The 12,386-nt window shown below is 59.5% G+C and carries 11 protein-coding genes; 4 read left to right on the plus strand and 7 right to left on the minus strand.

The features are described 5' to 3' along the window. Positions 1 to 340 precede the first annotated feature (340 nt). The 4 genes from V1T76_RS07285 to V1T76_RS07300 form a co-directional block, all read right to left on the minus strand. A complete protein-coding gene (locus V1T76_RS07285) occupies positions 341 to 1,402 on the minus strand; it encodes a succinylglutamate desuccinylase/aspartoacylase family protein (RefSeq protein WP_330559975.1) in 1,062 nt (353 codons plus the stop codon). Then, positions 1,399 to 2,304, minus strand: a complete 906-nt coding sequence (rimK, locus tag V1T76_RS07290; protein WP_006932769.1) for a 30S ribosomal protein S6--L-glutamate ligase — start codon at positions 2,302 to 2,304, stop codon at positions 1,399 to 1,401. Before rimK ends, V1T76_RS07285 begins: the two co-directional genes overlap by 4 nt. Before the next feature lie 94 nt (positions 2,305 to 2,398). Next, the gene (locus V1T76_RS07295) at positions 2,399 to 2,872 is read right to left on the minus strand and encodes an ATP-dependent zinc protease family protein (protein WP_208984212.1); all 474 of its coding nucleotides are present in this window, start codon (positions 2,870 to 2,872) and stop codon (positions 2,399 to 2,401) included. A gap of 214 nt (positions 2,873 to 3,086) precedes the next feature. Then, positions 3,087 to 3,674: a VOC family protein gene (locus V1T76_RS07300; protein ID WP_330559976.1), complete on the minus strand. Its 588-nt coding sequence runs from the start codon at positions 3,672 to 3,674 to the stop codon at positions 3,087 to 3,089. Between the two features lie 194 nt (positions 3,675 to 3,868). On the opposite strand from V1T76_RS07300, the gene V1T76_RS07305 reads away from it, so the two are divergent. After that, positions 3,869 to 4,843 carry a DMT family transporter gene (locus V1T76_RS07305; RefSeq protein WP_330559977.1) on the plus strand — a complete coding sequence of 325 codons (975 nt, stop codon included), beginning with the start codon at positions 3,869 to 3,871 and terminating at the stop codon, positions 4,841 to 4,843. A 212-nt stretch (positions 4,844 to 5,055) separates the two neighbouring features. Here the strand turns inward: V1T76_RS07305 and V1T76_RS07310 are convergent, their stop codons facing one another. After that, entirely contained in the window at positions 5,056 to 6,726 is a 1,671-nt protein-coding gene (locus V1T76_RS07310; RefSeq protein ID WP_330559978.1) for a long-chain-fatty-acid--CoA ligase, read from the minus strand. A gap of 303 nt (positions 6,727 to 7,029) precedes the next feature. After that, complete coding sequence (locus V1T76_RS07315) at positions 7,030 to 8,187, minus strand: AAA family ATPase (protein WP_330559979.1); 1,158 nt, start codon at positions 8,185 to 8,187, stop codon at positions 7,030 to 7,032. A gap of 222 nt (positions 8,188 to 8,409) precedes the next feature. Here V1T76_RS07315 and V1T76_RS07320 point away from each other — a divergent pair, with 222 nt between their 5' ends. Further along, positions 8,410 to 8,952 carry a hypothetical protein gene (locus tag V1T76_RS07320; RefSeq protein WP_330559980.1) on the plus strand — a complete coding sequence of 181 codons (543 nt, stop codon included), beginning with the start codon at positions 8,410 to 8,412 and terminating at the stop codon, positions 8,950 to 8,952. 9 nt (positions 8,953 to 8,961) lie between these two features. Here V1T76_RS07320 and ade read toward each other — a convergent pair whose 3' ends face one another. After that, a complete protein-coding gene (gene ade / locus V1T76_RS07325) occupies positions 8,962 to 10,683 on the minus strand; it encodes an adenine deaminase (protein WP_330559982.1) in 1,722 nt (573 codons plus the stop codon). An 80-nt stretch (positions 10,684 to 10,763) separates the two neighbouring features. On the opposite strand from ade, the gene V1T76_RS07330 reads away from it, so the two are divergent. Both V1T76_RS07330 and V1T76_RS07335 read left to right on the plus strand, forming a co-directional pair. Further along, the gene (locus V1T76_RS07330) at positions 10,764 to 10,946 is read left to right on the plus strand and encodes a hypothetical protein (RefSeq protein ID WP_330559983.1); all 183 of its coding nucleotides are present in this window, start codon (positions 10,764 to 10,766) and stop codon (positions 10,944 to 10,946) included. Between the two features lie 99 nt (positions 10,947 to 11,045). Further along, positions 11,046 to 12,368: an ROK family transcriptional regulator gene (locus V1T76_RS07335; RefSeq protein ID WP_330559984.1), complete on the plus strand. Its 1,323-nt coding sequence runs from the start codon at positions 11,046 to 11,048 to the stop codon at positions 12,366 to 12,368. The last annotated feature ends 18 nt before the right edge of the window (positions 12,369 to 12,386 follow it).

A 12,386-nucleotide genomic window follows, 5' to 3' on the forward strand; every position in this document is an offset into this window, starting at 1 on the left:
TCCCCAGATAGGCTCCAAATTCGGCACCTGTGGCCCATCCTTCGAGACGGGCCCTCGGCCTTCCTCAGGATGAGGCGGTGGTTTGAGGAGACGTCGTCGGATCAAAAAGCACACATTCATTGAGCACATTGAAGGCGCTCGTTGGAACAAACGCAGACTGGACGGCACCCTTCCCCCCAACCTCATCCTGAGGAGAACCGACAGGTTCGTCTCGAAGGATGGGCGGCAAACTCGGCGCATTTGGCCAATCCTTGGAGACAGCACCAACGTGTTTCCTCAGGACAAGGCGGTGGTTACAGAAACCGCCCTTCCTCCGAAGAAACCCTGAATCCGAGCGTCTCTAGATAATCTCGTCCTCATCGAACAGCGGATCGGCCTCCAATTGGGAAGCGAGGCTGTCGAGTGTGGTTTCTGCATCGTAGCGTTCGTTGAACTCGGCGATGTGAAACAGACCGTCGCCTTCGTTGACCACCGGCAGATTGGTTCTGCCGACGATCAGACCGCCTTGCTCGGCCAGAACGTTCCGTTCCTTTTCGCCGAACGGATCCGACGTAATGCCCAGAAGCATGCCCGGTTCAACGACATCGCCGACCGATTTGAAAGGCCGCAGAAGACCGCCTGCAGGGGCACGGACCCAGTAGCTCGACTTGCTGAGGATCGAGCGTGCCTTTGGCCGCGTGATGCCTTTGGCGCCCAGCATCTTCAAGGCGCGCATCACCCGCAAGACGCCGGACACCCCGGCACGGATCGCCATTTCATCGAAGCGAAGGCCTTCCCCCGCTTCGAACACCAGGACGTCGGTTCCCTTCAGATGACCGGCCTGACGCAAGGACCCTTCGCGGACTTTCGAGGTCAGAATGACCGGAGCGCCGAAGGCTTTCGCCAGCGCCAGCGTATCGGCCCTGGACGGGGAAACGCGGATCTGCGGCAGGTTGGTCCGGTGAATGGCGGCGGAATGAAGGTCGATGCCGTAGTCCGAGCGGTTGACGATCTCGCTCATGAACAGATGCGCCAGCCGCCCGGCAAGCGAACCGCGCAGGCTGCCCGGGAACGAGCGGTTGAGGTCGCGCCTGTCAGGCAAGTAGCGCGAATGATTCAGAAAGCCGAACGCGTTGACGATCGGGATGACCATCAGCGTGCCCTTGAGCTTGTCGAGCTCCTGGATTTCAAGCTGCGGCGCCTTCAAAACCCGGCGGGCAATCTCCACGCCGATGACCTCATCGCCGTGAACCGCCGCGCTGACGAACATCACGGGCCCCGGTTTGCTTCCGTGCAGAACATGCACAGACATTGTCACGGGCGTGTGGTCGGACAGCACGCTGACCGGAAGGTCGACCGTGCGCCGTGTTCCCGGCGCGATCTTGTGCTCGCCGATCTCGAAGGCTTTTACTTTTGTGCTCAACCGCGTCCCTTGGTCTTGGTTTTGCCAACCTGGGCATTCTTGGCGATAAAGTCGATGATCTTGCCGGCAACATCAATACCTGTCGCCTTTTCCACGCCTTCCAGGCCGGGCGAGGAGTTGACCTCCATCACCACCGGTCCGTGATTGGAGCGCAGCATGTCGACACCGCAAACGTTCAGCCCCATGGTCTTTGCCGCGCGAATGGCGGTCGACCGTTCCTCGGGAGAGATCTTGATGGCTGCCGCGCTGCCACCGCGGTGCAGGTTGGAGCGGAATTCGCCCTCTGCGCCCGTCCGCTTCATGGCGGCGATCACCTTGCCGCCGACCACCAGTGCGCGGATGTCGGTGCCGCCCGCTTCCTTGATGAACTCCTGCACAAGGATGTTCACATTGGCACCGCGAAACGCCTCGATCACCGACTTGGCAGACCGCTCCGTATCGGCCAGAACCACACCGATGCCCTGCGTGCCTTCCAGAAGCTTGATCACCACAGGAGCGCCGCCGGCTGTCGCCAGCACTTCCTCGGTCATCTTCGGATCATGGGCAAAGGTGGTGACCGGCAGGCCGATGCCGTCGCGGGCCAGCAACTGCATCGATCGCAGCTTGTCGCGCGACCTGCCGATGGCAACGGATTCATTCAGCGGATAAACGCCCATCATCTCGAACTGACGCAAAACCGCCAGACCATAGAAAGTGACAGACGCACCGATCCTCGGAATAACCGCATCGAAGCCGGTCAGCTTGCTGCCGTTATAGTAGATTTCCGGCCGCCGCGAGGCGATGTTCATGTAGCAGCGCAGCGTGTTGATGATTTCCAGCTCGTGACCGCGCTCCTCGGCAGCGTCCTTCAGGCGCTTGTGCGAATAGAGCTCGGGATTCCGTGCCATCATAGCAATCTTCATAGGTTCAAGTCCCTCGGTCTCAGCCTCGTTCCAGCCGGTGTTGCGACACCGAATTTTCAATGATTGATTGTTTTCTGCCGCGTAAACGCGCGGCCTAGTGTTTTGTTGCCAAAGCGGGCTTTCCCGCCAGGAAAGACCGGCCCGCATGCACCAGCACATTGTGCCGCCGGATCGCCGTCCGGCCGAGGATCATGTCGAACCCCATGTTCGATCTGTCCGCCAGTGACACATCCACATGCCAGTGATGTTTTCCAAGATGAAGTAACGTCCGGATGACAATCCGCCGCTCCGGAACACCACTCGTATTCTTGATGTTGCGTTCGTCCAGCACCGGAACTTCGGCCCGGAAATCGCTGTGATGACGCGATGCCGGCACACGGAAGCGTACCCAGGTCCGGCCATCGCGCTCGAACACTTCCTGCTCTTCGGCATGGAGCGCAGATGTGCGCGCGCCGGTATCGATCTTGGCCCGCATATCGAAGACGCCCAGTTCGGGAAGGCTCACGATTTCACGCCAGCCGATAATATCGGCAGCGGCCAGGGGACGCCCCTTCTTAGCCATTGTCATTCAAAAAAACCCTGGGGCCCCTTGCCGGGACCTTTCCCAAACGACCTTGTTCACCGAGCATTGCATGGCCCGCCGGAGATCGCAACTGAGGTTGCGGTCCGGCCTGGAAACAAGATTCCGGACGCAGCTCATCATCATGATTCACGTCCGCACGCAAGCGAATTTGCAAGTGCTGAAAAAGAACTCCGCAAAGCCGCCGCGTCAGGCCGTCTTTCTATCCTTTGTAGGGGTTCTTCGGGCTCCGGTCGTCCGACAGGCTGCGTCTCGTGTCGCGGGTCAGTTGCTCGATGGCATCGGCAAGGTGAACTTCCTGGATGTTGTAGTCACCACGGGCCACCCGGATCTTGTGTGCCTCCAGCATGACCTCGCCCATGGCGACGCCTTCCGGCGGCACGAAGCGGTAGCTGGCCAGTTCGATCAGCAGCCCGAGCGGATCCCGAAAATAGATGGAATCCATGAAACCTCGATCCTTCGGACCGCTGTGCGATATGCCACGCGCCTCAAGCCGCTCGGCAATCTGCCGGAAGGTCGCCTGCGACACGGCCAGGGCCAGATGGTGGACGCAGCCCATGGTCTGCGGAGCCGGCTCCGGATCCGGCTTGCGGTCTTCGCTGGTGAAGATCGTGATGAGGCGGCCATCGCCCGGGTCGAAATACAGATGGCTCTGGTCGGCAGCGTCCAGATTGGGCTGTTCAAACACAAACGGCATTCCCAGCAGACCTTCCCAGAAATCGATGGATGTCTGCCTGTCTGCGCCTACAAGAGTGATGTGATGCACGCCCTGCGTCTGGATTTTATCCATGTAATTCCTCCCGGTTGGGTGCAGTTTAAAGGGCATCTGCGTGCAAAGGCAAACAGTCTCCCTCTTTCCTTCTGCGCGAAAAACGCTAAGCTTGTTACAACTGCAACAAACAGCCTTATCCGAGTTTTGCCCGTGCCCCGGCCCCCTACGCGCCGCCGCATCCGCATGCCGTTCGGCAAGGATTCACGATGGACATGCCCACTCAACAGCCGGAACCTTCCGAGGCAACCGGCAATCGTTTTCGACGCAAGGTGACAAGCCTGACGGAAAACCTTCCGTCAAATACCATCGGCGCCCTGTGGATCCTTCTGGCCGCGTTTCTGTTCTCGATCATGGTCACCCTCATCAAGCTCTTGGGCAAGGACCTGACGGTGTTCCAGATCCTGGTGATCCGCCAGGTGGTCATGCTGGCGATCGTTGCTCCAAAGATCCTCAGCGGCCTGCCGACCTCCCTTGTAACGAAGCGTCCCGGGCTGCAACTCACCCGTATTGTGTTCGCCACCACGGCCATGCTCTGCGGCTTCACGGCAGTCATCGAACTGCCTCTGGCCGATGCCACGGCCATCAGCTTCTCCAAGACCTTCTTCCTGACGATCTTCGCCATCTGGTTTCTGGGAGAAACGGTCGGGGTTCACCGCTGGGGGGCGACCATTGTGGGCTTTCTGGGCGTCGTCCTCATGCTGCGCCCGCAAGGCGACGGGCTGGTCGACCCTAATGCGCTGCTCGCCATTGCAGGGGCTGCCTGCGCCGGCATGGTGATGATCGTGGTCCGTCTGCTGACGCGCACGGATCCCCCGGTCACCATCCTGACCTACCAGGCTTTCGGCGTCGGGCTGATCATGGTCATTCCAGCCGCGATGACGTGGCAGCCCCCGACGCTGGAACAATGGGGGCTTCTGATTTGTATCGGCATCATCTCCTGGGCCGCCCAGATGGCCAATATCCGGGCGTTTCGTGCAGGCGAAGCCACGGCCATCGCCTCCCTCGACTACACCCGGCTTCTCTACGCCACCATTTTCGGTGCCCTTGTGTTCCACCAGTGGCCCCGTGTGGAAACGCTGGCCGGGGCTGCCGTCATCATCGCCGCCTCGATCTATACGGTCCGCCGCGAGGCCAAACGCGGCCAGAAACTCGCCAGGGCCTCGGACGGACGTGGGTACAACAGCTAGAGGGTCAGGAGGGAAGGTTGCCCGCCACATCAGGCAGGCAAGTGCCATAAATCCGCATCGACGCCAGCAGGGTCAAACTGGTCCCGAAGCGGGTCACAGACCATGTCAGTGATTGCCTCAATCGGCAATGGGAGCAGACCACGCCACGCGGAGCTTGCCTGATGGAAGCGCCCCATTTGGAAGCGCTTCCGCTGTAGTCAGACAGCAGCGGTTCAGGCGCTCTTTGCCTCCGTCTCAGCCCGTTTCTGGGCTTCCTCCTCGACCAGTTCCTTCTTCGACAATTTGCCGACCATGGTTTTCGGCAACTCGTCACGGAACTCATAATCTCGAGGCAGCTCGATGGCCGACAGATGGTCTTTCAGGAAGGTCTTCATGTCGTCCGCCGTCAGCGAGTGGCCTTCCTTCAGCTTGATGAAGGCTTTAGGGCTCTGCCCGCGATAGGCGTCCGGCACGGCAATGACGATGGTCTCATCGACCGCCTCATGCTGATAGATCGCTTCCTCGATGACACGCGGATAGACATTGTAGCCTGAACACAGGATCAGGTCCTTGATCCGGTCGACCAGATAGATGAAGCCGCCTTCGTCCAGATAGCCGACGTCGCCGGTGTGAAGATAGCCGTCCGGGGTAATGGTTTCTGCGGTCGCGTCGTCCCGCTTCCAGTACCCTTTCATCACCTGTGGACCGTGCAGCAGCAACTCGCCTTTTTCCCCGGCCGTAACCTCGGTCTCGCGGTCCTCGATACTGACGAACCGGGCACTTGTTCCCGGAACCAGCCGGCCAATGGAGCCGGCCCTGCGGCTTTCATCCAGCGGGTTGACCGCGGCAACGGGCGACGTTTCCGTCAGACCATAGCCCTCCACCAGAACACAGCCCGTGATCTTTTCGAAGCTTTCCTTGACCTCAACCGGCAAGGGCGCCCCGCCCGACAGGCAGATCCGGATGCTGGTCAGGTCGTAATTCGCAGTCATGGGGGAGTTGTTGATGGCTGTATAGATCGTCGGCACACCCGGAAACAGGGTCACCTTCTTGCGCTTGACCGCGTCCAGCAGGGACTTCAGGTCAAAGCGCGGTTGCAGCACCATTTCCGCGCCCAGGATGATCGACAGATTTTGCGCCACCGTCATCGCGAAAACGTGGAAGAACGGCAGCACGCAAAGCATCTTTTCTTCGCCCGGCCGCGCCTTTTCGAAGACGCAGCGCATCTGCTCGATGTTGGCGGACAGGTTTCGGTGCGTCAGCATGGCCCCCTTGGGAACGCCGGTGGTGCCGCCTGTGTACTGCAGTACGGCAACATCGTTGGCCGGATCTATCTTGACCGGCTTTGGCTGATCGCCCTTGGTCTGCAGGTCCTCGAAACGGACATGCGCATCGTCATGGGGAATGTCGGCCAGTTCCTTGCGCTTGAACAGGCTGAACAGCACTTTCTTGATCGTCGGCAGACACCAGGCCATCGGGCAGACGATGATCTTGTCGAGCACGCGTTCCTTACGCACCTCCTCGACCTTGTCATAGATCACCTTCAGATCCATGGTCACCATGATGCGCACATCCGCATCACGCGCCTGGAACGACAGTTCGCGCTCCACATAAAGCGGATTGAAGTTGGCGACCGTGCCGCCGATCTTCAGAACCGCGAAGTAAAAGATGGTGTAATAGGGCGTGTTGGGCAGGCAGAGGCCGACGTGAACACCCGGGCCAACGCCCATTGCCTGCAGTCCGGCGGCCGTTCTGTCGACGAGGGCACCGATTTCGGCATAGCTCCAGGTCTTGCCCATGAAATCACAGGCTGGACGAGCGCCATACTGAGCAACGGTCGTCTCGAGATACTCGTGTACTGGACGAGGCTTAAACGCCGCGTTCCACTCCTCCGCAGTCGTCATTACGTTCTCCAACGCGCTTTATCGCCTCAGTGCGCGGACGGGCCTTCATCCTGAAATTTCGCGCTCCGGACTAAATCCTTGGCACGAAATGGTCCTCCTCCAGGGCCCGGCCACCAATGAGGCGCCACCTCTTTGGGTCTTTCCTGACATGACGCAACCTTCCGTTCACGTCAACTCGCGACGTAACGACACCCGGTCATTTTTTTGCGCGCGAAGAACCATACCGTTAACATAAGCCTGCTCGGGAAATTGGCAATAGAGCCGTCAAATCAGAAACTTATCAAGACCCCACCAGACGGCGGCTTATCTCTTCGGCCAGTTCCAACGGGGTGTATCGGCACTGTCCACAACCGTTTCGCCAAGGTCCTTACGCAGATTGTAGCGCATGCAGCCTGCTTCCGCCGATAGCTCCGACACCAGTTCTTCCGCATGGGAAACGACGATCACCTGTGTCTTTTCCGCGGCCCGCGCGATCAGACGGGCAAGAGGCTGCAGCAATGCCGGATGGAGACTTGTCTCAGGCTCGTTCAGCACCACCAGAGGTGCCGGGCGCGGCGATAACAGCGCCGCAGTCAACAACAGATACCGAAGCGTGCCGTCGGAGAGTTCGCTGGCCCGCAGCTCCCGCAACAGGCCCTTCTGCTGCATCAGCAGTTCAAAATAGCCGTCATTGACCGATATCCGGATGGTAGCGCCCGGAAATGCATCGTCGATTGCCTCTTCCAGCGCGCGCTCATCGCCGATTTCCAGGATGGTCTGGAGAGCGGCCGCCAGATCCCCACCATCCCCGCTCAGAACAGGTGTCCGTGTCCCGATCTTGGGGAACCGCGCGGGAGCGTCCCTGTCGGTGCGCAGATGATCATAAAAACGCCAGGCGCGCATGCGTTCGCGCAGGACAAGCAATTCCAGCCCGTCTTTCGGGTCGGCGGCATGGGTCATCATGCTGTCGAAGCGGGCAAGGTTCTGGAAAACCGGTATGCGCTGTCCCTGAGCATTGAGAACCCGTACCGTCGGGCCGTTTCTGGCTGCAATCTCGTTCGAGCGGGACAAGGCTTCGCCGGCCCACAGGGCCTCGGCCTTGATTTCCGGATCCATGGAAAACAGCGAACGCCCGGCATCAGCCGGCAGACCGAGATCTATCGCATAGCCGTAGTCCTCATCGGCAAAGCCCAGCTTCAGACTGACCACGCCTTTGCGCACGGTTCCCTGAACCGGCACCTCGCCCTGTTTCATGGCACGGGAGAAAGCTTCAGGTCCGGCCCAAAGCGTCGAATTGAGGCCACCTTCTGCCGCCAGCGAGGCTATCGCCTGGCCTTGCGAGACTTCCGCCAGCAAACGGATCGACCGGTAAAGGCTCGATTTGCCGCTGCCGTTCGCACCCGTCACCAGAGTGATTCGGTCGAGCGGCAAGACGATGTCGCGCAGCGAGCGGTATCCGGAAACAGCAAGAGTGAGGATCATCGTCTAAAGACCTGTTTCTGCGTTCCTGATCCACCAGTTCGAACTTGTTGACGTCGAAGACGCCGAAATCGGTGATCTTCAGGTGCGTATTGACCGTCAGCGGCAGGACGGGGACGTGCGCATTCCGAAAGCTGGAGCGAGCCAGGCCCGTTGATCTTTGTCTTGAGGAATTGCGTCATGCTACTTCTAGATGCATATCCTGGTGCGATGCTCGAATAAAAGGTGTTGCTTTTGTATAACCCGAAAGAAGCGGTCGAAGACAGCCACGCGCTTAACCTGGCCATCCTGTTTTTTGCGGCCTGCGCTGTCGCGATCACAATTTACTTCCACCACGACAGCGGCTTGAAGTACTGGCTTTTAAAAGGCTTTGGCGAAACCACGCCCGGCAAGGTTCTGGTCATTATCGACGACAGGGACGATGGTTCGAGGCATCTTCGTTCCAATAGGCGGAACACTTTAAAGAACATCACAGCCTGGCAAGATGAAAGAATCGTCGTTGAAATCAAGCCTGCGGACGCACCGGTTGAAACTCTGAATTTCAGGATAAAGCCTCAGGAGCTCATCCGAGAGACAGACGGGGCTCTGAACGTCACTTATCTGCCGCTCAATCCGAAGATTGCCTATCCCACCCGCAGTTTGGAGAGGTTCTCTCTCGACAGCCAGATCCTGCTCTGGTCCCTTGTTGCCGGAGCTGTCCTCTTGGTCCTGGCGTTGCGAGCCGCACGGAAGTGGGCACGTTTTCGAACAGGATTGCACCGGTACTGAAGGCGCGCATCAACTCCCCTGATCGATCAGTTCGAACTTGTTGACATCGAAGACGCCAAAATCGGTGATCTTCAGATGCGGAATGACCGGCAACGGCAGGAAGGCGACCTGAAGGAACGGTTCGGCAAGCGTACAGCCGAGATCCTTGGCGGCGGCGCGCAGGTGCTCCAGTATCTCCTTCACCGTTTCGAACGGTTCGAGGCTCATCAGCCCCGCCAGCGGCAGGGCGAGCTCGGCCTTCACCCCGCCCTTGTCGGCAACCGCAAATCCGCCTTTCATGGCGATCACCCGGTTGACCGCGTGGGCCATCGCCTCTTCATCCGCGCCAACCACGCAGATGTTGTGGCTGTCATGGCCGACGGACGAAGCAATTGCGCCCTGTTTCATGCCGAAACCATTGACGAACCCGAGGCCGATATTGCCCGTGCCCTTGTGCCGTTCGACAACGGCGACCTTCAGCACATCCTGGTCAAGATCGGCCAGCGTCTTGCCGCCGGTTACAGGCAGGGTGCGCTTCAGGTGTTCGGTGATGATCCTGCCCGGTACCACGCCGATGACGTCGGCTTCGCTGTTGCGCGCCGGAACGTCGAACATTGACGCGGTGACCTCGCCGACATGCACGCTGTCGAGGCCAACCGGCGGGACGATGGTTCTTTTTGCAAAGACTTCGTCCGTCGCCTGAACGCCGCCGCAGATCACCTGCGCCACGCGGCAATCGGCGAAGTCGCTCAACAGCACGATATCTGCGCGCTTGCCCGGCGCGATCACCCCCTTGTCTTTCAGGCCGAACGCATTGGCCGCCGACCAGCTTGCGGCCCGATAGGCATCAAGCGGACGAATGCCCTTGGCGATCAGGCGGCGGATCATGCTGTCGAGATGGCCCTCTTCGGCGATATCGAGCGGATTGCGGTCGTCCGTGCACAGCGCGACAAAGGCCGAGACATCCGGCGTCAGGATCGGAGCCAGTGCTTCCAGATCCTTGGAGACGGACCCTTCGCGCATCAGGATCGTCATGCCCTTGGCGAGCTTTTCCAACGCCTCCTCGGCGGAGGTCGCCTCATGGTCGGTTCGGATGCCTGCCGCCAGATAACCATTGAGGCCGATGCCCTGAAGCAGAGGCGCATGGCCATCGATATGACCGTCCTGAAAGGCGGCAAGCTTTGCCAGCACCTTGGGATCGCGCGCAAGCACACCTGGAAAATTCATGAATTCCGCAAGGCCAATTACACTTGGATGGTCGCGGAACGGCAGCAGGTCCTCGATCTCCAGACAGGCTCCTGCGGTTTCGAAAGCCGTTGCAGGAACACAGGACGACAGGTTGACCCGGAGGTCCATGACCGTTTCCAGTGAACTGTCCAGGAAATAGCGGATCCCTTCGGCACCCAGCACATTTGCGATTTCATGCGGATCGCAAATGGCGGTGGTGACACCGTGCGGCAGCACGCAGCGGTCAAACTCGAACGGTGTGACCAGAGACGATTCCACATGAAGGTGGGTGTCGATGAAGCCGGGAACGGCGGTAAGTCCGCTGCCGTCGATGGTTTCCGCGGCTTCATACTGCCCGTGCGTGCCGACAATCCTGTCACCGACGATCGCAATATCCGTTTCGACCGTGGATCCGTCGACAACGCTGAACAGACTGACATTTTTTATAACCAGATCGGCGGGGCGCTCTCCCGCTCCAGCGGCAATCGCCCGTTCAAGAAACGCTTCGTCATGTGTGGCCGGCATTATTTGTCTCCGATTCTCGTCCATTCCCGACAATACGGATGTTGAAAGCTCCGGCAACGATTTCGCGAACCTGTGGTAGGATGACCCTGCCCGAAAGAACAGGAAAGCCAAAGGCCATCCGCAGCCGCGCCCAAGTGGCAGCAAAAACTGCCGCTACGGGACTTTCCGCAAATTTGTTGCCGGGGCAGACCAAATTTTTTCGTGTTATTGCGCAGCAACTTACCGCGCCACAATACGGAAAACGTGCACTGCAAAACAAATAGCAATTGACAGCAGCATCAATTGGACGAATAATTTCATCACACTTATTTATTATGATGCCGCCGACAAGAGCAGGCAGTTCCTGGGGAGGAGCAACACCGGTGGAGGACACGCGTAAAAGCGGCCGTGGTTCGAATTCAGCGCAATTGCGCCGGTATAACGAACGCATCGTACTTCAGATCCTTCGGCGGGCCGGCGAAGCATCCAAGGCGGAACTCGCCCGTGCGGTGCAGCTGACCAATGCGGCCATTGGCGCCATCATCCAGAATCTCATCGAGGAAGGGCTGATTGTCGAAGCGGGCAAGCGCCACGATGGCAGCCGCGGACAACCGGCCACCATCCTCCGGCTCGCGCCGCGAGGCGCCTATTCCTTCGGCGTGCGACTGGACCGTACCAACATGGAAACGGTTCTGATGGATTTCTCCGGCCAGCTCATCGGGCGCCGGCTGCACGACATGATCCTGCCGGCTCCCGAGCAGGCGCTGGAAATCCTGAAGGAAGATCTGGATATTCTGCGTCAGAACCTGAGTGAGGAAGACCAGTCCCGCATCACCGGCATCGGCCTGGCACAACCGTTCAACCTCGGCGCTTGGCTGCATGAACTCGGCCTGCCACAGGCCGACTTCATGAAGTGGGAAGATTTCGATCTTGCCGAAGCCCTTGAGCAAGCCACCGGCCTGCCCGTGTTCAGCGAGAACGACGGCACGGCGGCGGCAGTGGCCGAACTATTTTATGGCCTGGGCCGACAAAACGACAACTTCATTTATCTGTTCCTTGGACCGGCAATCGGCGGCGGCCTGATCCTGAAAGGCGATGTCGTGCGCGGCGTATCCGGCAACGCCGGCGACGTTGCAATGATTCCCGTTCCGCCCAGCACGTTGTCCACCGCCCCGAAAGCGCGCAACGCCTGGGATCTGCTGCTGTCGCGCGCCTCGCTTGTGGCTCTTGCCCGGCACATGTCGCCAACAGATTTCTCGAAACTCAATCGGTCCGACATTCAGCATGCGGTGGAAACCGGTGATCCGAAGTACATCGAATGGCTGGAAGACTGTGCCGATGCGCTCGCGCTTGCCCTGCGCTCGGCGTATGCGCTTCTGGATGTTCCGCTGGTCGTTCTCGACGGCGACCTTGGCGGCCCCTTCCCGGAAAGCTTCCGCGCCGCACTGAGAAAGGCCGTTGAAAAGGCCGCGCCGGAGAAACGGCATTCCCCAGACATCGAAATTGGCAGCTTTGGCCATGACGCCGGTGCAATCGGCGCAGCCAGCCTGCCGCAATTTTTTAATTTCTCGCCCAGGGCAGCAATCCTGACCGGCGGGAAAGACACCGGACCCGCCGGGGCAGGCAACTCGGAAGACCGAGCCAGCTTTCCGGCACGGGCAGCACGGTTGGGGTCACATCTGGCCACACCCAACCGTTCAACCTGAATTGGCCAGGGAGGAAAA

The organism is Roseibium sp. FZY0029, assembly GCF_036350355.1.
Lineage (GTDB): Bacteria > Pseudomonadota > Alphaproteobacteria > Rhizobiales > Stappiaceae > Roseibium.

Bases quoted from the DNA above. Each gene is read 5' to 3' on its own strand.
- V1T76_RS07310 (WP_330559978.1), bottom strand. From the start codon at position 6,726: ATGACGACTGCGGAGGAGTGGAACGCGGCGTTTAAGCCTCGTCCAGTA.
- rimK (WP_006932769.1), bottom strand. From the start codon at position 2,304: ATGAAGATTGCTATGATGGCACGGAATCCCGAGCTCTATTCGCACAAG.
- V1T76_RS07295 (WP_208984212.1), bottom strand. From the start codon at position 2,872: ATGACAATGGCTAAGAAGGGGCGTCCCCTGGCCGCTGCCGATATTATC.
- V1T76_RS07315 (WP_330559979.1), bottom strand. From the start codon at position 8,187: ATGATCCTCACTCTTGCTGTTTCCGGATACCGCTCGCTGCGCGACATC.
- V1T76_RS07305 (WP_330559977.1), top strand. From the start codon at position 3,869: ATGCCCACTCAACAGCCGGAACCTTCCGAGGCAACCGGCAATCGTTTT.
- V1T76_RS07300 (WP_330559976.1), bottom strand. From the start codon at position 3,674: ATGGATAAAATCCAGACGCAGGGCGTGCATCACATCACTCTTGTAGGC.
- ade (WP_330559982.1), bottom strand. From the start codon at position 10,683: ATGCCGGCCACACATGACGAAGCGTTTCTTGAACGGGCGATTGCCGCT.
- V1T76_RS07330 (WP_330559983.1), top strand. From the start codon at position 10,764: ATGACCCTGCCCGAAAGAACAGGAAAGCCAAAGGCCATCCGCAGCCGC.